The sequence below is a fragment of the Pseudooceanicola nanhaiensis genome (assembly GCF_020171315.1).
GTDB lineage: Bacteria > Pseudomonadota > Alphaproteobacteria > Rhodobacterales > Rhodobacteraceae > Pseudooceanicola > Pseudooceanicola nanhaiensis_A.
Window position 1 is genome coordinate 245,624 of the sequence record NZ_JAIUZP010000005.1, and the last position, 23,885, is coordinate 269,508.

The 23,885-nt window shown below is 66.8% G+C and carries 23 protein-coding genes; 13 read left to right on the forward strand and 10 right to left on the reverse strand.

All coding sequences use genetic code 11. The annotated features are described in order from the left end of the window. The first annotated feature begins 123 nt into the window (after positions 1-123). The 5 genes from LCM32_RS08835 (at position 124) to LCM32_RS08855 (ending at position 5,566) form a co-directional block, all read left to right on the forward strand. On the forward strand, positions 124-1,209 hold the full coding sequence (locus LCM32_RS08835; protein ID WP_224820686.1) for a polyamine ABC transporter substrate-binding protein: 1,086 nt from the start codon (positions 124-126) through the stop codon (positions 1,207-1,209). A gap of 64 nt (positions 1,210-1,273) precedes the next feature. After that, complete coding sequence (locus LCM32_RS08840; RefSeq protein WP_224820687.1) at positions 1,274-2,395, forward strand: ABC transporter ATP-binding protein; 1,122 nt, start codon at positions 1,274-1,276, stop codon at positions 2,393-2,395. A 30-nt stretch (positions 2,396-2,425) separates the two neighbouring features. Next, the gene (locus LCM32_RS08845) at positions 2,426-3,316 is read left to right on the forward strand and encodes an ABC transporter permease subunit (protein ID WP_224820688.1); all 891 of its coding nucleotides are present in this window, start codon (positions 2,426-2,428) and stop codon (positions 3,314-3,316) included. Between the two features lie 91 nt (positions 3,317-3,407). Further along, positions 3,408-4,223: an ABC transporter permease gene (locus LCM32_RS08850; RefSeq protein WP_224820689.1), complete on the forward strand. Its 816-nt coding sequence runs from the start codon at positions 3,408-3,410 to the stop codon at positions 4,221-4,223. 8 nt (positions 4,224-4,231) lie between these two features. After that, positions 4,232-5,566, forward strand: a complete 1,335-nt coding sequence (locus tag LCM32_RS08855; RefSeq protein ID WP_224820690.1) for an NAD(P)/FAD-dependent oxidoreductase — start codon at positions 4,232-4,234, stop codon at positions 5,564-5,566. Positions 5,567-5,694: 128 nt separating this feature from the next. Here the strand turns inward: LCM32_RS08855 and LCM32_RS08860 are convergent, their stop codons facing one another. The 5 genes from LCM32_RS08860 to LCM32_RS08880 all read right to left on the reverse strand — a co-directional run bounded on the left by LCM32_RS08860 (position 5,695) and on the right by LCM32_RS08880 (position 10,676). After that, a complete protein-coding gene (locus LCM32_RS08860) occupies positions 5,695-6,420 on the reverse strand; it encodes an ABC transporter ATP-binding protein (protein ID WP_224820691.1) in 726 nt (241 codons plus the stop codon). Then, positions 6,417-7,175, reverse strand: coding sequence for an ABC transporter ATP-binding protein (locus tag LCM32_RS08865; protein ID WP_224820692.1), 759 nt, complete (start codon positions 7,173-7,175; stop codon positions 6,417-6,419). The genes LCM32_RS08860 and LCM32_RS08865 overlap by 4 nt, the downstream gene beginning before the upstream one ends. Further along, the gene (locus LCM32_RS08870; RefSeq protein WP_224820693.1) at positions 7,172-8,428 is read right to left on the reverse strand and encodes a branched-chain amino acid ABC transporter permease; all 1,257 of its coding nucleotides are present in this window, start codon (positions 8,426-8,428) and stop codon (positions 7,172-7,174) included. Before LCM32_RS08870 ends, LCM32_RS08865 begins: the two co-directional genes overlap by 4 nt. Positions 8,429-8,433: 5 nt before the next feature. Beyond that, positions 8,434-9,366 carry a branched-chain amino acid ABC transporter permease gene (locus tag LCM32_RS08875; RefSeq protein ID WP_224820694.1) on the reverse strand — a complete coding sequence of 311 codons (933 nt, stop codon included), beginning with the start codon at positions 9,364-9,366 and terminating at the stop codon, positions 8,434-8,436. Between the two features lie 74 nt (positions 9,367-9,440). Continuing rightward, positions 9,441-10,676, reverse strand: a complete 1,236-nt coding sequence (locus tag LCM32_RS08880; RefSeq protein WP_224820695.1) for a branched-chain amino acid ABC transporter substrate-binding protein — start codon at positions 10,674-10,676, stop codon at positions 9,441-9,443. A gap of 391 nt (positions 10,677-11,067) precedes the next feature. Here LCM32_RS08880 and LCM32_RS08885 point away from each other — a divergent pair, with 391 nt between their 5' ends. The 5 genes from LCM32_RS08885 (at position 11,068) to LCM32_RS08905 (ending at position 14,941) form a co-directional block, all read left to right on the forward strand. After that, entirely contained in the window at positions 11,068-11,529 is a 462-nt protein-coding gene (locus LCM32_RS08885) for a MaoC family dehydratase (protein WP_224820696.1), read from the forward strand. Positions 11,530-11,610: 81 nt separating this feature from the next. Next, complete coding sequence (locus LCM32_RS08890) at positions 11,611-12,813, forward strand: acetyl-CoA C-acyltransferase (RefSeq protein WP_224820697.1); 1,203 nt, start codon at positions 11,611-11,613, stop codon at positions 12,811-12,813. Next, positions 12,813-13,478, forward strand: a complete 666-nt coding sequence (locus LCM32_RS08895; protein WP_224820698.1) for a histidine phosphatase family protein — start codon at positions 12,813-12,815, stop codon at positions 13,476-13,478. The genes LCM32_RS08890 and LCM32_RS08895 overlap by 1 nt, the downstream gene beginning before the upstream one ends. Before the next feature lie 13 nt (positions 13,479-13,491). Further along, the gene (locus LCM32_RS08900) at positions 13,492-14,514 is read left to right on the forward strand and encodes a phosphotransferase family protein (protein ID WP_224820699.1); all 1,023 of its coding nucleotides are present in this window, start codon (positions 13,492-13,494) and stop codon (positions 14,512-14,514) included. A 16-nt stretch (positions 14,515-14,530) separates the two neighbouring features. Further along, positions 14,531-14,941 carry a PaaI family thioesterase gene (locus tag LCM32_RS08905; protein WP_224820700.1) on the forward strand — a complete coding sequence of 137 codons (411 nt, stop codon included), beginning with the start codon at positions 14,531-14,533 and terminating at the stop codon, positions 14,939-14,941. Between the two features lie 69 nt (positions 14,942-15,010). Here LCM32_RS08905 and LCM32_RS08910 read toward each other — a convergent pair whose 3' ends face one another. Beyond that, positions 15,011-16,051: an NAD(P)/FAD-dependent oxidoreductase gene (locus LCM32_RS08910; RefSeq protein ID WP_224820701.1), complete on the reverse strand. Its 1,041-nt coding sequence runs from the start codon at positions 16,049-16,051 to the stop codon at positions 15,011-15,013. A 49-nt stretch (positions 16,052-16,100) separates the two neighbouring features. Here LCM32_RS08910 and mnmD point away from each other — a divergent pair, with 49 nt between their 5' ends. Continuing rightward, complete coding sequence (mnmD, locus tag LCM32_RS08915; RefSeq protein ID WP_224820702.1) at positions 16,101-16,802, forward strand: tRNA (5-methylaminomethyl-2-thiouridine)(34)-methyltransferase MnmD; 702 nt, start codon at positions 16,101-16,103, stop codon at positions 16,800-16,802. Beyond that, positions 16,795-17,670, forward strand: a complete 876-nt coding sequence (locus tag LCM32_RS08920; protein WP_224820703.1) for a DMT family transporter — start codon at positions 16,795-16,797, stop codon at positions 17,668-17,670. The genes mnmD and LCM32_RS08920 overlap by 8 nt, the downstream gene beginning before the upstream one ends. Here LCM32_RS08920 and LCM32_RS08925 read toward each other — a convergent pair. Beyond that, entirely contained in the window at positions 17,626-19,689 is a 2,064-nt protein-coding gene (locus tag LCM32_RS08925) for a lytic transglycosylase domain-containing protein (protein ID WP_224820704.1), read from the reverse strand. The genes LCM32_RS08920 and LCM32_RS08925 overlap by 45 nt on opposite strands. Before the next feature lie 155 nt (positions 19,690-19,844). On the opposite strand from LCM32_RS08925, the gene dapA reads away from it, so the two are divergent. Then, positions 19,845-20,720: a 4-hydroxy-tetrahydrodipicolinate synthase gene (gene dapA, locus LCM32_RS08930; protein WP_224820705.1), complete on the forward strand. Its 876-nt coding sequence runs from the start codon at positions 19,845-19,847 to the stop codon at positions 20,718-20,720. Positions 20,721-20,910: 190 nt separating this feature from the next. On the opposite strand, the gene LCM32_RS08935 is transcribed toward dapA, so the two are convergent. The 3 genes from LCM32_RS08935 to sseA form a co-directional block, all read right to left on the reverse strand. Beyond that, the gene (locus tag LCM32_RS08935) at positions 20,911-21,492 is read right to left on the reverse strand and encodes a VOC family protein (protein ID WP_224820706.1); all 582 of its coding nucleotides are present in this window, start codon (positions 21,490-21,492) and stop codon (positions 20,911-20,913) included. A 293-nt stretch (positions 21,493-21,785) separates the two neighbouring features. Further along, positions 21,786-22,970 (reverse strand): aromatic amino acid transaminase, encoded by a 1,185-nt coding sequence (locus LCM32_RS08940; protein ID WP_224820707.1) that lies wholly within the window; start codon positions 22,968-22,970, stop codon positions 21,786-21,788. After that, positions 22,970-23,821: a 3-mercaptopyruvate sulfurtransferase gene (gene sseA, locus LCM32_RS08945; RefSeq protein WP_224820708.1), complete on the reverse strand. Its 852-nt coding sequence runs from the start codon at positions 23,819-23,821 to the stop codon at positions 22,970-22,972. The genes LCM32_RS08940 and sseA overlap by 1 nt, the downstream gene beginning before the upstream one ends. Positions 23,822-23,885 lie beyond the last annotated feature (64 nt).

Below are 23,885 nucleotides of genomic sequence, written 5' to 3' on the forward strand. Positions count from 1 at the left end.
ACGGAATTGTCGCGACGCTAGCCTGCCCTCACGGGAAACGCCATATTGCCTATCCGTCATTTTGTTGATCAACTCTCGGTCATGGACGAGCGCTTAAGACTAAGTCCAAGGGAGATAAACCAAATGACCAATAAACTGCTGACCTTCACTGCCGCCATGGCATTCGGCGCAACCGCCGCCATGGCCGAGGAGGTCCACGTCTACAACTGGTCCGATTACATCGACGAAGAGCTTCTGTCGAAGTTCGAGGAAGAGACCGGGATCGACCTGGTCTACGACGTCTTCGACTCCAACGAACTGCTCGAGACGAAGATGCTGGCGGGTGGTTCGGGCTACGACGTCGTCGTGCCGACCGGCTCGTTCCTGCAGCGCCAGATCGCGGCAGGCGCGTTCCAGAAGTTGGACAAGTCCAAGCTGCCGAACCTCGAGAACATGTGGGACGTGATCGAGGATCGCACGGCGCAGTACGACCCCGGCAACGAGTATTCCATCAACTACATGTGGGGCACCACCGGCATCGGCGTGAACACCGGCAAGGTGGCCGAGGTTCTGGGTGACGACGCGCCCATCAACAGCCTCGACCTGGTCTTCGACCCGGCGAACATGGAAAAGCTGGCCGCCTGCGGTGTCTACTTCCTCGACGCGCCGACCGAGATGATCCCGGCCGCGCTGAAGTATCTGGGCCTGAACCCCGACAGCAAGGATGCCGACGAGATCGAGAAGGCCGGCGAAGTGCTGATGGCCGTGCGTCCCTACGTCGCCAAGTTCCACAGCTCGGAATACATCAACGCGCTGGCGAACGGCGACATCTGCGTCGCCTTCGGCTGGTCCGGTGACATCCTTCAGGCCCGTGATCGCGCGGCCGAAGCCGACAACGGCGTCGAAGTGGCCTACAACGCCCCGACCGAGGGTGCGCTGATGTGGTTCGACCAGATGGCGATCCCGACCGATGCGCCGAACCCGGATGGGGCTCACAAGTTCCTGAACTTCATCATGGATGCCGAGAACATGGCCGCGGCGTCGAACTACGTCTACTACGCCAACGGCAACAAGGCCTCGCAGGAGTTCCTTGTCGAGGACGTGATCGGCGATACCGCGATCTATCCGGATGAGGCGACTCTCGAGAACCTCTACACCGTTTCGCCCTACGATCCCAAGGTGCAGCGGGTGGTGACGCGGCTCTGGACCAAGATCAAGTCCGGCACCTGATCACCCTGCCCGAACGTCAGGCCCGCGCGTATCCTCGCGCGGGCCAATTGCACCAGAGGACATCATGCCCCAGAAAGTCTTCGCGCCGTGGGATGACCCGCAGGAAAAACCGCTGATCCAGTTCAAGAACGTGACCAAGCGGTTCGGCAGTTTCACTGCCATCGACAATCTGAACCTCGATATCTTCGAACGCGAGTTCTTTGCCCTTCTCGGCCCGTCGGGCTGTGGCAAGACCACGCTGATGCGGATGCTGGCGGGCTTCGAGACGCCCACCGAAGGCACCATCCAGCTGTCGGGCAAGGATATCGGCGGCGTGCCCCCGAACCAGCGCGCCGTGAACATGATGTTCCAGAGCTACGCGCTCTTCCCGCACCTGTCGGTCTGGGAAAACATCGCCTTCGGCCTCAAGCGCGAGGGCAAGGACAAGGGCGCGATCGAGACCCGCGTCAGTGAGATGATGCGCCTCACGCGGCTCGAGAAATTCCGCAACCGCAAGCCGCACCAGCTGTCCGGCGGGCAGCGGCAGCGGGTCGCATTGGCCCGGAGCCTCGCAAAGGCGCCCAAGCTTCTGCTGCTGGATGAACCGCTCGGCGCGCTCGACCGCAAGCTGCGCGAAGAGACCCAGTTCGAGCTGATGGACATTCAGGAGAAGACCGGCACCACCTTCGTCATCGTGACCCACGATCAGGAAGAGGCGATGACCGTCGCCTCCCGCGTGGCGGTGATGGACGAGGGCAAGCTGGTTCAGGTCGCCACGCCCGACCGGATCTATGAAGGCCCGAATTCGGTCTACGTGGCCGATTTCATCGGGGACGTGAACATCATCGAGGGCCGCGCCCACCAGACCGGCGACAAGGTGCAGGTGATCTGGTCCGAGAGCGAGCCGCCCCTGATGGCGACGACCCAGAAGAATTTCTCTCTCGACCAGAAATGCTACATGGCGATCCGCCCCGAGAAGGTGGGGATTTCCGCGGACCGGCCTACCGCGGCCAATGCGCTGAAGGGCAAGATCCTCGACATCGCCTATCTGGGCAATATCTCGACCTATCATGTCGAACTGCCCTCCGGCCACGTGATCAAGGCGCAGGAAGCCAACACCCGCCGGATCGCGCGGCGGCATTTCACTTGGGAAGACGAGGTCTGGATCAGCTGGACCGACACCGCCGCCGTGCTGCTGGAGCAGTGAGGATGACGCCCGGAACGGAAGGAAGCTGACATGCGCCGCCTGATCCTGATCGCCGTGCCCTACCTGTGGCTGCTGGCCTTCTTCCTCGTGCCTTTCCTGATCGTGCTGAAGATCGCGCTCAGCGACTACAACCTTTCGATCCCGCCCTATACGCCGCAGCTGGACCTGTCGGCGGGCTGGCAGGGGATCAAGGATTTCTACGACGCGCTGGACTTCGAGAACTTCACCTTCCTGACGTCTGACGATCTCTACTGGAAGGCCTACCTCTCCTCGCTCAAGATCGCGGTGATCTCGACATTCATGACGCTGCTGGTGGGCTACCCCATCGCCTACGGCATGGCACAGGCGCCCGACGAATGGCGGCCCACGCTGATGATGCTGGTGATCCTGCCGTTCTGGACGTCCTTCCTGATCCGGGTCTACTCGTGGATGGGCATCCTCTCGAACGAGGGGCTTCTGAACAAGTTCCTGCTCTGGACCGGGGTCATCGACCAGCCGCTGATCATCCTGTCGACCAATACGGCGGTCTACATCGGCATCGTCTACACCTACCTACCGTTCATGATTCTGCCGATCTACGCCGCGCTGGAGAAGCTGGACGGATCGCTGCTGGAAGCGGCCGAGGACCTCGGCTGCTCGCGCCTCTCGGCCTTCTGGCTGGTGACCTTCCCGCTGTCGCGCAGCGGCATGGTGGCGGGCTGCTTCCTCGTCTTCATCCCGGCGCTCGGCGAATTCGTGATCCCCTCGCTGCTTGGCGGCTCGTCCACGCTGATGATCGGCAAGGTGCTGTGGGAGGAGTTCTTCTCCAACCGCGACTGGCCCGTGGCCTCGGCGGTGGCGGTGGTGCTGCTGCTGATCCTCGTGATCCCGATCGTGCTCTTCCAGCGCAACCAGGAACGCCAGCAGGAGGCCGAACGATGATCCCCTCCCGGACCTCTCCGGCGCTGCCCGGAAAATTCGAATTTTCCGAACCGTTTTCTGCGCGGAAAACGGGCAGATCGGAGGCCGTGGCATGAGACGTTTCAGCTGGTTCAATGCGACGGCGCTGACGCTGGGCTTCGTCTTCCTCTATCTGCCGATGGTGATCCTGGTCATCTATTCCTTCAACGCGTCGAAGCTGGTGACGGTCTGGGCCGGGTTCTCGACCCGCTGGTACGGCGAGTTGATGCGCAACGAGGCCTTCCTCGATGCGGCGCTCGTCACGCTGAAGGTCGGCATCGTCTCCTCGACGCTGGCGACGGTGCTGGGGACGATGGGCGCCTACGTGATGATCCGCGCGGGCCGCTTCACCGGGCGCACGCTCTTCTCGGGGATGATCTATGCGCCGCTGGTGATGCCCGAGGTGATCACCGGCCTGTCTCTGCTGCTGCTCTTCATCGGCATTGGGCTCGACCGGGGGATCGTGACGATCATCCTTGCCCATACGACCTTCTCGATGTGTTACGTCTCGGTGGTGGTGTCCTCGCGGCTGGTCTCCTTCGACCGCTCGCTGGAAGAGGCCGCGCTCGACCTCGGGGCCTCGCCCTTCGAGGCGTTCCGGCTGGTCACTCTGCCGATCATCGCGCCTGCGGTGATCTCGGGCTGGCTGCTGGCCTTCACGCTGTCGCTCGATGATCTCGTGATCGCCTCCTTCACCGCGGGGCCGTCCTCCACCACGCTGCCGATCAAGATCTTCTCGGCGGTGCGCCTCGGGGTCAGCCCCGAGATCAACGCGCTTTCGACCATCATGATTTCCATTGTGACCGTGGGCGTGATAGGCGCCTCTCTCGTGTCGAAACGCGCCGCGGTGAAGCGGCAGGAAGAGGAGCGGGCCGCCGTCCGCACCTGAAAGACCCCATGAAGCATATCTACCCCGCCCATGCCTATTCCATGGGCCCGATCCGTGACTGTTACTGGGCCGAGGACGTGCCCTCCGAGAGCCTTGCCCGGCCCCGTGCGAAGGGGCCGATCCGTGCGCGCACGGCGATCGTCGGCGCGGGGTTCACCGGCCTCAACGCGGCGCTGCGGCTGGCCGAGGCCGGCGAGGACGTCGTCGTGCTGGAGGCGGAGTTCCCGGGCTTCGGCGCCTCGGGCCGCAATGGCGGCTTCTGCTGCCTCGGGGGCGCGCGGATTTCCGACGCGGGGCTGCTGTCGCTTTATGGTCAGACGGGGCCGCAGGCGGTGCGCCGGGCCGAGGTCGGGGCCATCGCCCATGTGGACGCGCTTCTGACGCGTCACGGCTGGGAGGTCGACCGCCATTCGCAGGGCGAGACGATCATGGCCCATACGCGCGCCAAGATGGACAGCCTGCGGGCCTGGGCGGCGGAGTGCGAGGCCGAATACGGCGCGCCCGCGCAGGTGATCGAGAAGGACGCCCTGCGCGCCCACGGTATGAACGGCACCTTCGAGGGCGCTGTGTCGCATCCCATGGGCTTTGCCCTGCATCCCCGCAAGTACCTCGCCGGGCTGCTGGGTGCGGCCGAGGCGGCGGGCGCTGTGGTGCATGGCGCCACGCCGGTGCTGGAAACCCGGCAGGTGGCCGATGGCTGGGTGCTGAAGACGCCGCAGGCCGAGGTGACGGCGGATCGCCTGATCATCGCCACCAACGGTTATTCCAGCGAGGACCTGCCGCGCTGGATGCGGGGCCGCTACCTGCCCGCGCAGAGCTCTGTCATCGCCACGCGGGTGATGACCGAGGAGGAACTGGAGCGGCAGGGCTGGACCACGCGGCAGATGTGCTACGAGGACCGCCGGCTGCTGCATTACTTCCACCTAACCCCCGAGGGGCGGATGGTCTTTGGCCAGCGGGGTGGCGTCCGGTCCCATCCGCTGATCGAGAAGAGCCTTCAGCGAAAGGTGCGGGCCGATTTCGACCGGCTGTTCCCGGAGTGGCGCGGGATCGAGACGCCCTATTACTGGTCCGGGATGGTCTGCATCACCGGCTCGCTGATGCCGTTCTGCGGGGCGATCCCCGGGGCGCGCAACGCCTTCGCGGCCTTCGGCTATCACGGCAACGGGGTGGCCATGGGCTCGCTCTGCGGGGCGGCGGTGGCCGATCTGGCGCGGGTGGGCGAGACCGACCTGCCGCTGCCTGCCTTCTTCGGCGATACGCCGCGCCGGATGCCGCCGGGCCGTCTGCGCCGGCTGGCGCTGCTTGCGGATTACAGCTGGGCGACGCTGACGCGAGGCTGACCTTGGGCTGACCTTGCGCCGACCTGGGTCTGAAACGAAGCGACCCGCCCCGAAGGGGCGGGCCATCGGCCGGGCACCGAAAATTCTTCGAAGAATTTTCCAAAATTCTTGGTCGCGGGCCGGAGGGGTCAGACCTCCAGCCACTCCTTGCGCACGTCGTCCCGGGCGCGGAACTCCGCGGGTGTGCCCTCGAAGACGATCTCTCCGTGGCCCATGACATAGACCCGGCTGGCGATCCTGAGCGCGATGGAGAGCTTCTGTTCCACCAGCAGGATGGCGACCCCGGTCTTGGCGATCTCGGCGATCATGTCGCCGATCTGCTGCACGATCTTGGGGGCCAGCCCCTCGGTCGGTTCGTCGATGATGATCAGGTCGGGATCGCCCATCAGGGTCCGGCACATGGTCAGCATCTGCTTCTCACCGCCCGAGAGGACCCCCGCCGGGTTGTCGGCCCGGGCCGCGAGGTTGGGGAACATCTGCAGCATCTGCTCGATGGAGTACTTGCCCGGCCGCTTCATGTCCTTGATCCCGAGGATCAGGTTCTGGCGCACCGTCATCGTCGGGAAGATGTCGCGGCTCTCGGGCACGTAGCCGAGGCCGAGCCGCGCGATGCGGTGGCTTTCCAGCCCGGCAATCGGCTGACCCTTGAAGGTGATCTCGCCCTTGGGCGCGACCTCTCCCATGATCGCCTTGGCGGTGGTGGATCGGCCCACGCCGTTGCGGCCCAGCAGGGCGATGACCTCGCCCGGCTGGATGTGCAGGGTGACGCCCCGCAGCACATGGGACTTGCCGTAATAGGCGTGAAGGTCGCGCACTGACAGCATCGGTTCCTGCATCTGGCTTTGCACGTTCATGCCGCGTCCTCCACGTCTTCGCCGAGGTAGGCCTCGCGCACCTTGGGATCGTTGCGGATCTGCTCGGGCGTGCCGGTGGCGACGATCTCGCCGTAGACCAGCACCGAGATCCGGTCGGCGAGGTTGAACACCACGCCCATGTCATGCTCGACGATGATCAGCGTCTTGCCCTCGGTCGCCTTCTCGATCAGCGCCACGGCGCGGTCGGTTTCGGAATGGCTCATGCCGGCCGTGGGTTCGTCCAGCAGGATCACCTCCGCCCCGCCCGCGATGGTGATCGCGATCTCCAGCGCGCGCTGGTCGGCATAGGGCAGCAGGGCAGCAGGCGTGTTCGCCTTGTCGATCAGCCCGCAGTGTTCCAGCACCGCCGAGGTCTTCTCCTGCACATCGCGCTGCGATCCGATGTTGCGCCAGAAGCTGTAGCCCTGTCCCAGCGAATGCAGCACGCCGCAGCGCACGTTTTCCCGCACCGTCATCTTGGCAAAGATGTTCGATACCTGGAACGAGCGCGACAGCCCGCGGCGGTTGATCAGGAAGGGTTTCATCCCGCCGATCTCTTCGCCGTTCAGCCGGACCGAGCCGGAGGAGGGCGCGAAGAGCCCCGAGACAAGGTTGAAGAGCGTCGACTTGCCCGCCCCGTTGGGCCCGATCACCGCGTGGCGTTCGCCGCGCGGGATCGTCAGGTTCACCCCGTTGATGATCTGCGCCGGGCCGAAGCTCTTGCGCAGGTCGGTGATCTCGAGCGCGTTGGTCATGCCGGGTCCTCCTCGCGGCTCAGCCGGCGCAGGATCGCCACGCCCGCCGCGAAGGGCACGACGATGAGGACCCAGGTCAGCGGGTTGGTGAAGGTGAGATGCAGGCCGAAGGGTTCGAAGACCTCGCCATAGCCGTTCGACCAGCGGGTCGAGACCTCGACCAGCACGATCAGCCCGGCAAGCGCCAGCCCGATGCCCGCCGCCTGACCGCCCCAGCGTTTCAGCACCGTACCGGTTTCGCCATGCCGGGCCGTATGGGCCAGGCCGAAGACGATGCCCGCCAGCCCGCCGGGGGCGAACATGACGATCGAGATGAAGAGCACGCCGAGGTAGAGCAGCCAGGCCTCGGTGTAATCCGACAGCATGGACTGCATGAAGGTCAGCAGCACCGCGCCCAGAACCGGGCCGACGAAATAGCCGATGCCACCCACGTAGGCCATGATCAGCACGAAGCCCGACGGGATGAGCGAGACGGCCTCGGGGGTGAAGATCTCGTAGTTCACCGCGGACATGCCGCCTGCCATCCCGGCAAAGGCCCCCGCCGCGATGAAGACGAGGTAGCGCACGCGGGTCGGATCGTAGCCGATGAACTGCACCCGCTGCGGGTTGTCGCGCGTCGCCTCCGACAGCTTGCCGAGCGGCGTGCGGGTGAAGGCATACATGCCCAGAAGCCCCGCCACGACCCAGAAGGCCATGAACCAATAGACGTCCTCCACCGGGCCCATGGACAGGCCGAAGAGTTGCGGCCCGTTCATCCGGTCGCCCGAGACGCCCATTTCCCCGCCGAAGAAGGACAGGAACATGAAGCCCGCCGCCGCGATCAGCTCGGCCACGCCGAGGGAGATCATGGCGAAGGGGGTGCCGGCCCGGCGGCAGGAGGGCCAGCCGATGATGGCGCCCGCAAGGGCCCCGCCGGCAAAGCCCACCAGCGGCAGGCCGAAGACCGGGAAGTTGGCCCAGAACGGGCTGGTGCCCGCCTCGATGAAGGTCATGGCATGGACGGCGCAGTAGCCCCCCAGCCCGTAGTAGACCGCATGCCCGAAGGACAGCAGCCCGCAGCGCCCCAGCAGCATGTTGTAGCTGAGCGCGAAGACGATGTTGATCGCCATGACGTTCAGCAGCGAATACATGGTGCGGGACGGCCCGAGGAAGGGGATCACCACGACCAGCAGGGCAAAGAGCAGGATCGGCAGGATGCGGCCATAGAACTTGGCCGAGGCCGAGGGCGCGAGATCCGCGTAGTCTTGGGTCATGTCGGTCACAGTTCACGTTCTCCCATCAGGCCGCGCGGGCGGATGAAGAGGATCAGGACGAGCAGCAGGTAGGGCAGCATCGGCGCCAGCTGCGCGATGGTGATGCGGCCGACCTCGGTCGCCGACGACAGGCCGATCCAGCCGAAGAGATCGGCAAAGCTCGCATCCACCGACACGGCAAAGGTCTGCAGCAGCCCCAGCAGGATCGAGGCGACAAAGGCGCCCTCGAGGCTGCCCATGCCGCCGATCACCACGACCACGAAGACAATCGGCCCCATGTAGGCGGCCATGAACGGGTCGGTGACGAGGTAGTTGCCGCCGATCACCCCGGCGAGGCCCGCAAGGGCGCAGCCCACGCCGAAGACGGTCATGAAGATCATCGGCACGTTATGGCCAAGGTGGCCGACCATGTGCGGATGGGTCAGCGCCGCCTGGATGATCAGGCCCGCGCGGGTCTTCTTCAGCAGCACCCAGAGTGCCACCAGCATCGCCACGGCGACAAGCAGCATGAAGATCCGGTAGGCCGGATATTGCGCGCCGTAGAGGGTGAAGAGCGGGAAATCGAGCGCCTCGGGCACCCGGTAGTCCACGGCGTTGCGCCCGTAGACGATCTTGATCACCTCGTCGATCAGGTAGGCGAGGCCGAAGGTGAAGAGCAGTTCCGCCACGTGGCCATTGGCGTGGACGCGGCGCAGGCCCCATTTCTCCACCCCCGCGCCGACAAGGCCCACGAGGATCGGGGCAAAGATCAGCGCGAACCAGTAGCTGGTCGCATCGGTGACGGTATAGGCGAAATAGGCGCCGAGCATGTAGAAGCTGGCGTGGGCGAAGTTCAGCACGCCCATCATCGAGAAGATGAGCGTCAGCCCCGATGACAGCATGAAGAGCAACAGGCCGTAAATCACCCCGTTCAGGAGCGAGAATACGATCGTTTCCATGGTTCCCTCTCTGGATCGCGGGGGCGCCGCGCCCGGCACGGCGCCCCTGTTTCAACTGCGGGCGACGGGCCCCGTCACATCTTGGGGCGGGTCATCTGGCAGGTGGTTTCCATCGAGGTCGCGGCGGCGGGGATGTGGTCCTTGTCCTCGGCCATCCATCCCAGCGGCAGCCCTTCCACCCCGCGCGGCGGGTTGGCGGAGAAGGTGCCGACAAAGAGATCCTGCAGGATCTGGTGGTTGTCGGCCCGCATGGTCAGATGCCCGTAGGCGCCGTCCATCTCCATGCCTTCCATGGCATAGGCGACCTTGGTCGGATCGTTGGACCCCGCCTTCTCGGCGGCGGCGTCAAGGAAGTGCATCACGTTGAACACGCGGTGATAGTAGTAGCTGTTCTCGGGATACTTCTCTTCGAACTTGGCGATCCGCTCCTGCTGTTCGGGGGAGGAGGGGTAGTTCACCACCACTTCCGACACCTGCCGCACCTTGCCCACGGCCGCCTCGCCCATGGCGGTGGCCGCCCCGGTGGAGCCGCCGTAGTAGGTCAGGATCGGCTTGTCCCAGCCCGCGTCAATGGCCGCCTTCACCAGCAGCACCATGTCGGAGCCCCAGTTGCCGGTGATGATCGCGTCCGCGCCGGAGTTGATGATCTTCTGCACGTAGGGGGTGAAGTCCTTCACCTTGGCCAGCGGGTGCAGTTCGTTGCCGACGATTTTCACCTCGGGGGCCTTCACCTCCAGCATCCGCACGGCGGCGGCGGCCACGGCCTTGCCGAAGGAATAGTCCTGCCCGATCAGATAGACCGACTTGATGTCGGGATGCCCGGCGACCCAGTCGGTGACCGCCTCCATCTTCATGTCGGCGTCGGAATCGAAGCGGAAGTGCCAGAAGCTGCACTTCTCGTTGGTGAAGGCCGGATCGACAGCGGCGTAGTTCAGGAACAGCACTTCCTCGCCGGGATTGCGCTTGTTGTGTTTCTCGATGGCGTCGATCAGCGCCGAGGCCACGGACGAGCCGTTGCCCTGCACCACGTAGCGGATGCCCTGGTCGATCGCCTTCTGCAGCTGCACGAGGCTTTCCTTGGGGTTCACCTTGTTGTCGAAGCCGACGACCTCGACCTGCGACCCGTTCACGCCGCCCTCGGCGTTCAGTTCCTCGGCCGCGAACATGAAGTGCTTCAGCCCGGATTCGCCCGAGGGGCCCATGGGGCCGGACAGCGGGTCGATGAAGGCGATTTTCAGGGTGTCTGCCGATGCGCCAAGGGCGACAAAGGACATGGCCGCCGCGAGAGCGGCGGATGCGATGAGTTTCATGATTTTCCTCCCGTTTGGAGAGAGCCCTCCCAAGCCCTCTCACTGCGCCCGATGAAAAGCCGGGCAGGGCGGCTTGTCAAGAAATCTGTGAAATTCTATTCTGCATTGCGAACAATGGCCGTTCGGGAGGAACGGAATGCCGGAGGAGGCAGAGACGAGGGGGCGCGCCGACCCGGCACCCGCAGCCCGGTATGGCGCCGTTTTTCCAAGGAACCCGCAAGGTGTCGCCCCTTCTGGCGCGACGGCAGGAGGGGCCGGGGAGGCATGGCGGATCACGGACGAATCGCCGCGGCGGGGGGGCCATGCCGGGGCCACGGGGCGAGACGCGAACCGGACGGGCCGCTAGGCTGGCCGGATCGGACAGAGGATTGAGACGGGAGAGAGTTGAGGCATGGTGACACGGCAGGAATTGCGCGGGCTGGTGGGGCAGGAGGTGGGAACCTCGCGCTGGTTCACCATGGATCAGGAGCGGATCGACCAATTCGCCGAGGTGACCGAGGATCACCAGTACATCCACATCGACCCGGCGCGGGCGAAGGACACGCCGTTTGGCACCACGATTGCCCACGGTTTCCTGACGCTGTCGATGCTGTCGGCGATGGTGATCGACGGCGGGCCGAAGCTGGAGGGCGTCACCATGGGGGTGAACTACGGGTTTGACCGGCTGCGCTTCATCTCGCCGGTGCCGTCGGGTGCGCGGGTCCGGGGCGTCTTCGTCCTGAAGGCGGTCGAAGACAAGAGCCCGACAGAAATCCAGACAACCTATACCGTCACGGTCGAGATCGAGGGGCAGGCCAAGCCCGCCCTCGTCGCCGACTGGCTGGGCCGGAGGCACTTCGCAGAGGCCACGTGACGGCGGGGGTCGGCGAGAGGAGCGCCGGCCCGACGGCCCGCCACACCACGGGCCAGACCACATTTCAGGGAGGAACCCACCATGCGCGATGCAGTCATCGTCTCGACCGCCCGCACCCCGATCGGCAAGGCCTTTCGCGGTGCATTCAACGCCACACAGGCGCAGGAGCTCATCGGCCACGCCGTGCGCCACGCCGTCGACCGCGCCGGGCTAGAGGGCGGTGAGGTGCAGGATTGCCTGATCGGCTGCGCGATCCAGCAGGGCTCCACCGGGGGCAATATCGGCCGTCAGGCGGTGATCCGCGCGGGCCTGCCCACCTCGGTCGCGGGCATGTCGATGGACCGGCAGTGCGCCTCGGGCATGATGGCCATTGCCACTGCGGCCAAGCAGGTGGTGCAGGACGGGATGGACGTGGTGATCGGCGGCGGGGTCGAATCGATCTCGCTGGTGCAGAACCAGAAGATGCGCACCGACCACCTCCGCGACCCGTGGATCACCGACCATGTGCCCGCGCTCTACATGTCGATGCTGGAAACCGCCGAGGTGGTGGCCGAACGCTATGGCGTCAGCCGCGAGGATCAGGACGCCTATTCGCTTCGCTCGCAGCAGCGCACCGCCGCCGCGCAGCAGGCGGGCCGGTTCGATGACGAGATCGTGCCGCTGACCAGCACCATGGCCGTCATGGACAAGGAGACGAAGGAGGTTTCCTACAAGGAGGTCACGCTGGCGCAGGACGAGGGCAACCGTCCCTCCACCACGCTGGAGGGGCTGCAATCGCTCGCCCCCGTCTTCAAGGACGGGCAGGTGGTGAAGGAGGGCAAGTTCATCACCGCGGGCAATGCCTCGCAGCTTTCCGACGGAGCCTCGGCCTCGGTCCTGATGGAGGCGAAGCTGGCCGAGAAGCGCGGGCTGCAGCCGCTGGGTCGCTACGTGGGCGTCATGGCCGCGGGTCTCGATCCCGACGAGATGGGCATCGGCCCGATCCATGCCGTGCCCAAGCTGCTGGCGGCCCATGGCCTCAAGATGGACGACATCGGCCTGTGGGAGCTGAACGAGGCCTTCGCCTGTCAGGTGCTGCAATCGGCCCGTGTCCTCGGCATCCCGGACGAGATCCTGAACGTGAACGGCGGCGCGATCTCGGTCGGGCATCCCTATGGCATGTCCGGCGCGCGGATGGTCGGCCACGCGCTGATCGAGGGCAAGCGGCGCGGCGCGCGCTACGTGGTCTGCACCATGTGCGTCGGTGGCGGCATGGGCGCGGCGGGCCTCTTCGAGGTGCTCTGATGGTCGCGCTGACGGTCGTGCGGCACGGGCAGGCCTCCTTCGGGGCGGCTGACTACGACGTGCTGTCGGAGAAGGGGCATGCGCAGGCCTATGCCCTCGGGCAGGCGCTGAAGGCGCAGGGCCTGCGGCCCGATCGTTTCGTCACCGGCACCCTGCGCCGCCAGAAGGAGACCATGGCGGGGCTGCTGGAGGGGCTGGGGCTGACGGCGGAGATCGAGGAACACCCGGGCCTCGACGAATACGACTTCGCCGCCCTGCTAGCGGCGCGGTTTCGCGACGGCGGTGCGCCCGAGGGGATGATGCAGGACGCCAAGACCCACTTCCGCACCCTGCGGGCCGTGGTGGGCGAATGGCAGCAGGGCGCGGTGGCGGACCCGCCCGAGACATGGGCTGCCTTCACCGCGCGGGTCGAGGCGGCGCGCGCCCACATGGCGCGGGACGGCGCGCAGAGCGTGCTGGCCGTCTCCTCCGGCGGGGCGATCGGACAGCTGGCGGCGGCGGCGCTTGGCGCGCCGGGGGCGGCGCAGCTGGCCCTGCAATTGCAGATGAAGAACTGCGCCGTGACGCGCCTGCTGGTGACACCACGCCAGACATGGCTGACCGGCTTCAACGAGACGCCGCATATCGACGCTGCCACCGAGGCGGCGTTCCTGAGCTACAGCTAGGGAGGGCTGGAACATGCAGGACAGCGCAACGCTGGACACCGGGGCGGTCGCCCGTTGGCTGACGGACCATGTGGAGGGCTTCGAAGGCCCGCTGGAGGCAGAGAAATTCGCAGGCGGCCAGTCGAACCCGACCTATCGCCTGAAGACCCCGCGCGCCTCATACGTGCTGCGCCGCAAGCCGCCGGGCAAGCTCCTGAAATCGGCCCATGCGGTCGACCGGGAGTACCGGGTGCAGAAGGCATTGGCCGGGACCGCGGTGCCGGTGGCGCGGATGCATGCGCTCTGCGAGGACGAGAGCGTGATCGGCTCGGCCTTCTACGTGATGGAGGAGGTCCGCGGCCGCAACATCGGCCTGCCGACGATGCCCGACGTGGCCTTCGACCAGCGGCGCCAGATCAACGCCGAGATGGCCCGCGTGCTGGCCGCGATCCACGGGGTCGACCTGCAGGCCACGGGGTTGTCAGACTACGGGCCCGAGGGGAACTACTACCGCCGCCAGATCGACCGCTGGACCAAGCAGTACCGCGCGACCGAGACGGAAGTGATCCCCGAGATGGAAGAGCTGATCCCGTGGCTCGACGCCAATATCCCCGCCGATGACGGGCAGCGGACGCTGGTGCACGGGGACTACCGGATCGACAACATGCTCTTCGACGCCGAGGCGCCGCGCTGCCTTGCGGTGCTGGACTGGGAGCTGTCCACCACCGGCCATCCCTATGCGGATGTGGCCGCCGTGATCATGCAATGGCAGATGCCCGAGACGAACCGAGGCCTTCAGGGCCTCGACCGCAGGGCACTGGGCGTGATGGAAGATGAAGACTTCCTCGCGGCCTACTGCGCAGAGGCCGGCATTTCGCAGATTGAAAGGTTCGGGTTCTACCTCGCCTTCACCTTCTTCCGGATGGCCGGTATCATCCAGGGCGTCAAGAAACGCGCGCTGGACGGAAACGCCTCGAACCCTGCGCTCGCGGCGAAGGTGGCCCGGACGGTGCCCGATTTCGCGCGGGGGGGGATCCGGGCCGCCCACAGTGTTTGACCCCCGAGGAGACAGAATGAGCGAATTGGAACTGGACCCGGCGCTGGTGGAGGACCCCTATCCCTTCCAGCGGCACATGGGATTCAAGCTGGTGGCGTGGAAGGAGGGCTATTCGCGCTTCGAACTGCCCTGGGACGACTATCTGGGGAACCGCTACGGCATCCTGCACGGCGGCATTCACGGCGTGCTCTGCGACACGGTGATGGGCTTTGCGGGCTGCTACACCGGCGATCCGGAGCGCAAGCAGCTGGCCATGACCCTGTCGCTGAACGTGAACTTCATCGGGCAGCTGCAGGGCAAGGTGATCATCGCGGAAGGCTTCCGCATCGGCGGCGGGCGCAAGACCTTCTTTGCCGAGGCCAAGGTCCGCGATGATCTGGGCAACCTGCTGGCCACCGGCTCCGGGGCCTTCCGGATGCGCAGCTGAACGGCTGTCGACGGGTGATCGAGAGGGGCGCGGCCTGCCAAGGTCCGCGCCCTTTTTCCTGCGCGGGGCCTAGAACAGCGCCTCGGCGCGGAAGGCCTCGGGGACGGCATCGACGCCTTCCAGCACGAGGTCGGCCATGACCTGCGCCACCTTGGGCGCCATGCCGAAGCCGATCTTGAAGCCGCCGTTGGCGATGTAATGCCCGGGCCGCCCCGGCCATGTCCCCAGCACCGGCGCACGGGTCTTGGCCCGGGGTCGCAGCCCGGCCCAGCGGTCGATCACCGGGGCGCCGCGCAGGGCGGGCACCACCTCGCGCGCGCGGGCCACCACGTCGTCGAGCAACTCATCGGTTCCAAACGGGTCCGTATACTCTCGCTCGCTGGTGGAGCCGATGGCAACGGTGCCGTCCTCGTGCGGCACCACGTGCACCCCGCCCGCATAGATCTGCGGCATGTCATGGGCGTCATGGGCCAGCAGCGCCGCCTGTCCCTTCACCCCGTTGCCGAGAGACTTGCCGCTGTCCTCGCTCAGCGACTGGAGCCCGGCCACGCCGGTGGCCCAGATCACCGCACCCCGGTTCGGCCCCTCGCTTTCGACCCGGCCGCCCTTGGCGCGGATCGCGGCGACGAGGGCATCGCAGGCCATGCGCGGATGCATCCGCGCGGTCAGCGTGTCGTGGATCACCTGCCCCGTGGGGCTCAGGGGCGCCCAGTCGCTCTGCGCCGGGATCGGCAGCACGCGCCAGTCCGCCAGCCCGTGCCACAGCGTCCGGGCCGAGGCCGCCCGCTCCTGCGCCAGCGTCAGGGCCTTCTCGTCCGCCAGCGGCTGGATGCGCCCCAGCCGCTTGTAGCCCGGCGAGCGGCCGGAAACGTCCTCGACCTCTTCCCAGAATGGTTCGGCCAGGATCAGGCTTTCGAACTGGAACTGCTTCTTCTCGTTCCACTGGTCGGGCACATGGGGCGCCAGCGCGCCCACCAGCCCGCCCGAGGCCCCGGCGCCCGGCCCGAAGGGGTCGATCACCGTGACCGAGGCCCCGGCCTTGAGGCAGGCCCATGCACAGCTGAGCCCGAAGATGCCCGCGCCGCGTACCGTGACCTCTGTCCTTGCCATCGCCCTGATCCCTCGTATCCTTGCGCCGCCATCCATAAGGGAACACGACATGCAGGACCAGACGCCCGAGCGTCGCGGCGGGGTTGCCGATCTCGACTGGCGCGAGGGGGAGATCCCGGTCTCGCGGCTTTTCGACGATCCCTATTTCAGCCTCGAGAACGGGCTGGCCGAGACGGCCTATGTCTTCCTTGCGGGCAATGACCTGCCGGCGCGGTTCCGGGACGGCTTTCACGTGGCCGAGCTGGGCTTCGGCACCGGTCTGAACCTGCTCGCGGCGCTGCGGCTCTGGCGTGAGACGGGGCAGGCCGGGCGGCTGCACTTCACCACCTTCGAGGCCTATCCGATGACCGCCGGGGAGATGCGCCGCGCCCATGCGGCCTTCCCGGAGATCACGGCCCTGTCGGACGAACTGGCCCCCGTCTGGGGGCAAGAGGCCTTCGACCTGCCCGATCTCTCCTTCCGCATGATCCGTGGCGACGCGCGCGAGACGCTGCCCGCGTGGCAGGCCCGCGCGGATGCCTGGTTCCTCGACGGATTCGCGCCCGCGAAGAACCCCGAGCTCTGGGAGGAGGGCCTCATGGCGCAGGTCGGCGCCCATACCGTGCCGGGCGGCACGGCGGCGACCTACACGGCTGCAGGTTTCGTCAGGCGGGGCTTGCAGGCGGCAGGGTTTGACGTTGTCCGCGCGCCGGGATACGGGCGGAAACGGCACATGACCCGTGCCGTCTTACCGGACCCCTCCCATGGCTGAACAGAACACGCGACTCGGCATCCTGCTGATGATCCTGACGACCTTCGTCTTCTCGGTGCAGGACGCAGTCTCGCGCCATCTGGGGGACAACTACCCGGTCGAGATGATCGTGATGATCCGCTACTGGTTCTTCGGCGTCTTCGTCATGGTGCTGGCGACCCGGCAGGCGGGAGGGCTGCGCAAGGCGGCCAAGACGGGCTACCCGCTGCTTCAGGTCCTGCGCGGCACGCTTCTCGTCCTCGAAATCGGCGTCATGGTGGTGGCCTTCACCCTGCTGGGGCTGGTGGAAACCCATGCCGTCTTCGTCTGCTATCCGCTGCTGGTGGCGGCGCTCTCGGGCCCGGTTCTGGGCGAGCGCGTGGGCTGGCGGCGCTGGCTGGCGATCGGCGTCGGCTTCCTCGGCGTGCTGATCGTGCTGGAGCCGGGCTTTGGCGTCTTCAGCGTGAAGAGCCTCGTGCCGCTGGCGGCCGCGCTGATGTTCGCGGTCTACGGCCTGCTGACGCGCTATGTGTCGCGGCGCGATACCTCGGCCACCTCCTTCTTCTGGACCGGTGTCACCGGGGCCGTCATCTCCAGCGTCTGGGGCATCTGGTACTGGACGCCCATGACGGGCGGGGACTGGATCTGGATGGGGCTGCTCTGCATGTCGGGCGCGCTTGGCCACTACCTGCTGATCCGGGTCTACGAACTGGCCGAGGCCTCTGCCGTGCAGCCCTTCGCCTACTTCCAGCTCGGCTTTGCCTCGGTCATCGGGATGATCGTCTTCGGCGAGGTGGTGCGCCTGAACGTGGCCATCGGCGCGGCGGTCATCGTGGGCGCGGGCCTATTCACCTTTTGGCGCGAACGGCGGGCCCAGCAACAGGCTTGAGCCTTTCAGCTCCTTCGTGAAGGGCTGGGGCAGGGGGGCCTTGCCCAGTCGGGCGCGGTAGACCGGCAGGCTTTCCGCCACCCGCATCACGTAGTTGCGCGTCTCGCGGTAGGGGATCAGCTCGACCCAGTCGACAACGTCCACATCCGGATCGCGCGGATCGCCGAAGTCGTTGATCCACTGCTCGGGCCGCCCGGGCCCGGCGTTGTAGCCCGCCGCCACCAGCAGCACGTTGCCATCGAAGCGATCCGCCAGATCGGCAAGGTAGGCGGTGCCGAGCCGCGTGTTGTAGGTCCAGTCGCTGAGGACGGCGGCGGCGTCATGGGGCCCCTCGAAGCCGCGGGCCACCAGCCGCGCCGTGGCGGGCATCAGCTGCATCAGCCCCTGCGCACCGGCGTGGCTGCTGACGGTGGGGTCGAACTCGCTCTCGCGCCGGGCAATGGCGAGCGCCATCTCGGGCGGGACGGGCATCCGCATCGCGGCCAGCGGGTGCAGCGCGAAGTAGAAGCGCGGCAGCACGATATCGCGCTGTGCGGCGGCCTTGCCCAGCATGATCTGGAGGTGCGGCGTGCCCTCGTCCTCCAGCAGGCGGCCAAGCCGCCCCAGCCCGGTCCGGTCGAGGTGATCGGCGAGGTTCACGAGGAATCTCTCGCCGTCGTAGCCCTGACCGGCGGCCAGCAGCAGCATCCCCGCCTCGATCTGGTCGGAGCCCGCGAAATCCGCCTCGTGCCAGTCGCCGAAATCCTCGTCTCCCGCGAGGTCGGGATCGGGCGGCAGCCCGGCCTTCTCGGCCGCCAGCAGCCCGTAGTAGGTCGTCTGGTAACCGCCGCCCTCGGTATAGGCGGCCATCGCCTCGCCACTGCGGCCCATGGCCTCTTGCGCGCGGCCGATCCAGTACCACGCCCGGCCCAGCGAGATCGGCGTCTCGACCCCGTCGCGCAGGCGCTCGAAATGCATCAGGGCGCGTTTCGGATCGTCCAGCCACCGCAGCGCGATGAAGCCCGACAGGAATTCGAGGTCGGCAAAGGCCGCACCGCCGGTCAGCTGGTTCTGAGAGGCCAGCCGATAGGCGAGGGTCACGTCGCCTTCATAAAGCTTCTCGCGCACGTAGTAGCGTCGCCGGGCGGCCCAGTTCTCTGCCAGCCCCAGCCCGCCGGGAATCGCAGAGCGTTCCAGCATCAGCGCGATCGCCTCGTCCTCGCGGCCCTTGCGGACCCGCCAGTCGAAGCGTTCGAAAGCCAACCCGGCATCCTGTTGCAGGGCCTCGGGCAGCGCGTCGATCAGCGTGTCCACGTTGCCGGCGTCCTCGCGCAGGCCGCGGCGGGCGAGTGCCAGCTTCCAGCGCGCCTCGCTCACCAGCGGGACCATGCGGTTCGCGTCCTCGGTCCAGCCCTCCCAGAGCGCCCGGTCGAGGCGCGCCTCGTGGTGCGGTTTCAGCAGGTCGGCGTGGGTGGTGAGGAAGGCGTAATGTTCGTCCTGTGTCAGCGACATGCTGCGCCATGCCAGCACGAGGCTTGCCTCGGCCTCGCCCTGCTGGCCGTTCGCGGTGAGTGCGGCTGCGCGCAGCAAAACGCCGGTGCCGGTCTGGGCAGGGGTGTCGCCGAAGAAGGCGAGGATCTGATCGGGGCCCGCGCCCTGCAACTGGTCCTCGTGCCGCCGCCGCAGGTAGTCGAGCCCGGGCCAGTCCGGGTGCGCGTCGAGGAAGCGGAGCGTGTCGGCAAGCGATCCTGCGCCGCTGCGCAGCCGGGTCCACTCGATGATCTCTGCCGCCACCGGGCCGTCGCGCAGGGCCAGCAGCCGGGCGCGCTCCCAGTCGCCGCGCCCGGCAGCATGGAGCGCCGAGGACAGCGGCCGCGGCGGCTTGCGCGCCAAGTCCTCGGGGGATGGCGGGGCCGGTGTCTCCTCGGGCTGCTCCTCGGCCTCAGCGCTCGGCACCTCGATCTGCTGCGCCAGACCGGGGGCGGCAGGGCCAAGAGCGGCCAGAAGCACCAGAATGCGGTAGCGCCGGTGCAAGATCACTTGCAATTCCCCTAATGAAAACGGATAGACACGCGGGAAGATAACCCGGCGCCTTTCCCTCTCAACTCACATTCGCGGCAGAGGCGCCTTTTCGCATGGGTTCGCCTGCACATTCAGCGTCGCAGGCCCGCCCGCCACGTAGAAAGGAGCGTGTCATGTTCAAGGGGTCCATTCCTGCCCTGGTCACGCCGTTCAAGAACGGCGAGCTGGATCTGGAGACGCTCAAGAAGCTGGTCGACTGGCATGTGGAGCAGGGCTCCAACGGCCTCGTCCCCGTGGGGACCACGGGCGAGAGCCCCACGTTGAGCCACCGCGAGCACGAAACCGTCATCGAGGAAGTGGTGAAGGCCGCCGCTGGCCGTATCCCGGTGATCGCGGGCGCGGGTTCGAACAACACCAAGGAAGGCATCCGCCTGATCCAGCATGCCGAATCGGTGGGTGCCGACGCGGCGCTGGTGGTGACGCCCTACTACAACAAGCCGACGCAGCGCGGCCTGATCGAGCATTTCCGCGTTCTGCATGACTGCTGCACCCTGCCGATCGTGATCTACAACATCCCCGGCCGCTCGGTCATCGACATGACCCCCGCGACCATGGGTGAACTGGCCAAGCTGCCCCGGATCATCGGCGTCAAGGACGCCACCGGCAAGCTGGAGCGCGTGAGCCAGCAGCGCATGGCCTGCGGCCCCGAGTTCATGCAGCTCTCCGGCGAGGATGCGACCGCGCTCGGCTTCAACGCCCATGGTGGCGTCGGCTGCATCTCGGTCACCGCGAACGTGGCGCCGAAGCTCTGCGCCGAGTTCCAGGCCGCGACGCTGGCGGGCGACTACGCGCTCGCGCTCGACTACCAGGATCGCCTGATGCCGCTGCACGAGGCGATCTTCATCGAGCCCGGCCTGGCCGGCGCCAAGTTCGCCATGGCCGAACTGGGGCTCTGCTCGGACGAGGTGCGCCTGCCGCTCACCGGCCTCGAGGACAGCACCAAGACCACGATCCGCGCCGCCATGCGCCACGCGGGGCTGATCAACTGATCACCTGAAGGTTCGAAAAAGAGGAAGGCCCGGGACGACACCGTCCCGGGCCTTTTCCTTTTGCGCACTTCATCTTTCCCCAAGTACTCCCGGGGAGTCCGCGCCCCGCGCGGACGGGGGCAGGGCCCCCTCCCGGAAAATGCGCATTTTCCTGTCCGTTTCTTCGAAGAAAACGGGCAGCGCGGCGGGGTCAGTAGGGGGCTTTCGGGCTCCGGTCCTCGGAGAGCGAGCGCGTGGTCGCCGTCGTCAGCCGCTCGATCGCATCGGCGAGGTGCGCCGTCTGGATGTTATAATCGCCCTGCTCGACCCGGATGTGATGCGCTTCCAGCAGGACGGCGGCATGGCTGACGCCCGCGGGCGGCTCGAACCGGTAGGAGGCCAGTTCGATCAGGAAGCCCAGGGGATCCTTGAAGTAGATCGAATCCATGAAACCCCGGTCCTTGGGGCCGGAGTGCTTGATGCCGCGTTCGTCGAGGCGCTTGACCGTCTGGGCAAAGGTGGCCTGGCTGACGTTGAAGGCGACGTGGTGCACGCAGCCGGGATCGGTGGGCGTGCGGTCATGGACCGGGCCACGTTTCTCGTTGGTGAAGATCGTGATCAGCCGCCCGTCGCCGGGATCGAAGTAGAGATGCCCCTCGTCCGCGTTGTCGAGGTTCGGCTGGTCGAAGACGAAGGGCATCCCCAGCACGCCTTCCCAGAAGTCGATGGTGCTCTGCCGGTCGGCGCCGGTGAGGGTGATGTGATGCACCCCCTGTACCTGAAGCTTGCGCATGGCTCTCTCCCTTGTTGGCTGGGCCCTTGTTGGCTGGGAACAGGGTGCGCAGCAGGGCGGGGCGGGTCAACGGTCGAGGCGCGCAATGACTGTGCAGGGACTGTGCAGGGGCGCGGGCGGGCGCGGCGCGCGTCCAAGAATTTTCGAAAATTCTTGGCAAAATTCTTCGAAGAATTTTGGGGGCGCTGCCCCCTTGCACCGCTGCGCGGCGCAATTCCCCCGGAGTATTGGGGGAAAGAGGAAGGCCCGGGGCGCGTCTGCGTCCCGGGCCTCGTCATGTCCCGTGGTGCGGATCAGATGCCGGCGTCGATGATCGCGCGGGCGAGGATCGGCACCGTCTGGCTGTTCAGCCCGGCGATGTTCATGCGGCTGTCACCCACCATGTAGATGCCATGGTCCGCGCGCAGCTTCTCGACCATCTCGGGCGAAGTGCCGAGGCGCGAGAACATGCCGCGGTGCCGGGCAAGGAAGGCGAAACGGTCGGAGTTCGACAGCCGCGCCAGCTCGCCGGCCAGCTGCTCGCGCAGGCCCAGCATGCCGAGGCGCACCTCTTCCAGCTCTGCCATCCAGTCGGCGCGCAGCTCGGCATCGCCGAGGATGGTCGAGACGAGGCGGGCACCGTGGTCCGGCGGGAAGGAGAAGTTCTGCCGGTTCAGGAAGGCCAGCGTCTGCTGGTTCACCGCGGTCTTCGACGTGTCGTGCGAGATCGCCATCAGCACGCCGGTCCGCTCGCGGTAGATGCCGAAATTCTTCGAGCAGCTCGCCGCGACGATGGTTTCGGGCACCGAGGAGACCACCAGCCGGGTGGCGGCGGCGTCTTCTTCCAGCCCGTCGCCGAAGCCCTGGTAGGCGATGTCGATCATCGGCACTGCGCCGGTCTTCAGCAGCGTCTCGACCACGGTCTGCCACTGGTCCAGCGTCAGGTTGGCGCCGGTCGGGTTGTGGCAGCAGCCGTGCAGCAGGATGACGTCGCCCGTCTTGGCCTGGCCGAGATCCTCGATCATGCCGTCGAAGTTCACCTCGCCGGTGGCGCTGTCGAAGTAGCGGTAGGGTACGGTTTCCACGCCCATGAACTTCAGGATCGACAGGTGGTTCGGCCAGGTCGGATCGGAGACGAAGACGCGCACGTCGGGCTTGGCCAGCCGCGCCATCTGGAAGCCGTGGTGCACGGCGCCGGTGCCGCCGGGGCTGGCAGCGGCGGCGACTGTGTCGCGGGCCACCGCATCGCCCAGCACGAGCGAGATCATCGCGTCGAGGAAGGCGGGCTCACCGGCGAGGCCGGTGTAGCTCTTGGTGGTTTCCTCTTCCCAGATGCGCTTCTCCGCGGCCTTCACGGCGCGCATCACCGGGGTCACGCCCGAGGCGTTCTTGTAGACGCCGACGCCGAGGTCGATCTTGGTCTCGCGCGGGTCTTCGCGGAATTTCTGCATCAGCGCGAGGATCTTGTCCTCGGGCAGCGGTTTCAGGGCTTCGAACATCAGGCGTCTCCGGTGGCAATCGGGAGGGTGGGGAAGGCACCCCATTCGGTCCAGGACCCGTCGTAGAGCGCGTGGTCGGCCTTGCCGATCCGCTCGAGGGCGAGGCTGAGCACGGCCGCGGTGATCCCGGAGCCGCAGGAGGTGATCACGGGTTTCGTCATGTCGACCCCGGCGGTGTCGAAGATCGCGCGGATCTCCTCGGGGGATTTCATCGTGCCCTCGGCGGTCAGGAGCGTGCCGAAGGGCACGTTCCGCGCACCGGGGATATGGCCCGAGCGCAGGCCGGGGCGCGGCTCGGGCGTGGCGCCCGAGAAACGGTCGGCGGCGCGGGCGTCGACGATGACGTAGTCGCCCAGCTTGGCGGCGGAGGAGACCTGTGTCACGTCCTTCACCATCTGGTTCTGGCGCCGCACCGTCATGTGGCGGTCGCGGATCACCGGCGGCATGTCCTCCACCGGGCGGCCCTCGGCCTGCCACTTGGGGAAGCCGCCGTCCAGCACGGCCACGTCGAACTGCCCCATCAGGCGGAACAGCCACCAGACGCGCGGGGCCGAGAAGATGCCGGTGCTGTCATAGACCACGACCTGATGGCCGTCGCCGACGCCCATGGCACGCAGGCGCGACATGAACTTCTCCACCGGCGGGGCCATGTGGGGCAGGTCCGAGCGCAGGTCGCTGATCTCGTCGATGTCGAAGAAGCGCGCGCCCGGGATGTGGGCGGCGTCGAACTCGGCCTTGGGATCCCGGTCGGAGCCGGGCATGAACCAGCTTGCGTCCAGGATCCGCAGGTCCGGATCCTTCAGGTGAGCGGCCAGCCACTCGGTCGAAACAAGCGTCTTCGGATCATCCACGGCGTCGTCCCCCTCATACGAAAAACGAGGGTATAGCTAGCGCCGCTGCGCCGCGGAGGCAAGC

Bases quoted from the DNA above. Each gene is read 5' to 3' on its own strand.
- LCM32_RS08835 (WP_224820686.1), top strand. From the start codon at position 124: ATGACCAATAAACTGCTGACCTTCACTGCCGCCATGGCATTCGGCGCA.
- LCM32_RS08840 (WP_224820687.1), top strand. From the start codon at position 1,274: ATGCCCCAGAAAGTCTTCGCGCCGTGGGATGACCCGCAGGAAAAACCG.
- LCM32_RS08845 (WP_224820688.1), top strand. From the start codon at position 2,426: ATGCGCCGCCTGATCCTGATCGCCGTGCCCTACCTGTGGCTGCTGGCC.
- LCM32_RS08850 (WP_224820689.1), top strand. From the start codon at position 3,408: ATGAGACGTTTCAGCTGGTTCAATGCGACGGCGCTGACGCTGGGCTTC.
- LCM32_RS08855 (WP_224820690.1), top strand. From the start codon at position 4,232: ATGAAGCATATCTACCCCGCCCATGCCTATTCCATGGGCCCGATCCGT.
- LCM32_RS08860 (WP_224820691.1), bottom strand. From the start codon at position 6,420: ATGAACGTGCAAAGCCAGATGCAGGAACCGATGCTGTCAGTGCGCGAC.
- LCM32_RS08865 (WP_224820692.1), bottom strand. From the start codon at position 7,175: ATGACCAACGCGCTCGAGATCACCGACCTGCGCAAGAGCTTCGGCCCG.
- LCM32_RS08870 (WP_224820693.1), bottom strand. From the start codon at position 8,428: ATGACCCAAGACTACGCGGATCTCGCGCCCTCGGCCTCGGCCAAGTTC.
- LCM32_RS08875 (WP_224820694.1), bottom strand. From the start codon at position 9,366: ATGGAAACGATCGTATTCTCGCTCCTGAACGGGGTGATTTACGGCCTG.
- LCM32_RS08880 (WP_224820695.1), bottom strand. From the start codon at position 10,676: ATGAAACTCATCGCATCCGCCGCTCTCGCGGCGGCCATGTCCTTTGTC.
- LCM32_RS08885 (WP_224820696.1), top strand. From the start codon at position 11,068: ATGGTGACACGGCAGGAATTGCGCGGGCTGGTGGGGCAGGAGGTGGGA.
- LCM32_RS08890 (WP_224820697.1), top strand. From the start codon at position 11,611: ATGCGCGATGCAGTCATCGTCTCGACCGCCCGCACCCCGATCGGCAAG.
- LCM32_RS08895 (WP_224820698.1), top strand. From the start codon at position 12,813: ATGGTCGCGCTGACGGTCGTGCGGCACGGGCAGGCCTCCTTCGGGGCG.
- LCM32_RS08900 (WP_224820699.1), top strand. From the start codon at position 13,492: ATGCAGGACAGCGCAACGCTGGACACCGGGGCGGTCGCCCGTTGGCTG.
- LCM32_RS08905 (WP_224820700.1), top strand. From the start codon at position 14,531: ATGAGCGAATTGGAACTGGACCCGGCGCTGGTGGAGGACCCCTATCCC.
- LCM32_RS08910 (WP_224820701.1), bottom strand. From the start codon at position 16,051: ATGGCAAGGACAGAGGTCACGGTACGCGGCGCGGGCATCTTCGGGCTC.
- mnmD (WP_224820702.1), top strand. From the start codon at position 16,101: ATGCAGGACCAGACGCCCGAGCGTCGCGGCGGGGTTGCCGATCTCGAC.
- LCM32_RS08920 (WP_224820703.1), top strand. From the start codon at position 16,795: ATGGCTGAACAGAACACGCGACTCGGCATCCTGCTGATGATCCTGACG.
- dapA (WP_224820705.1), top strand. From the start codon at position 19,845: ATGTTCAAGGGGTCCATTCCTGCCCTGGTCACGCCGTTCAAGAACGGC.
- LCM32_RS08935 (WP_224820706.1), bottom strand. From the start codon at position 21,492: ATGCGCAAGCTTCAGGTACAGGGGGTGCATCACATCACCCTCACCGGC.
- LCM32_RS08940 (WP_224820707.1), bottom strand. From the start codon at position 22,970: ATGTTCGAAGCCCTGAAACCGCTGCCCGAGGACAAGATCCTCGCGCTG.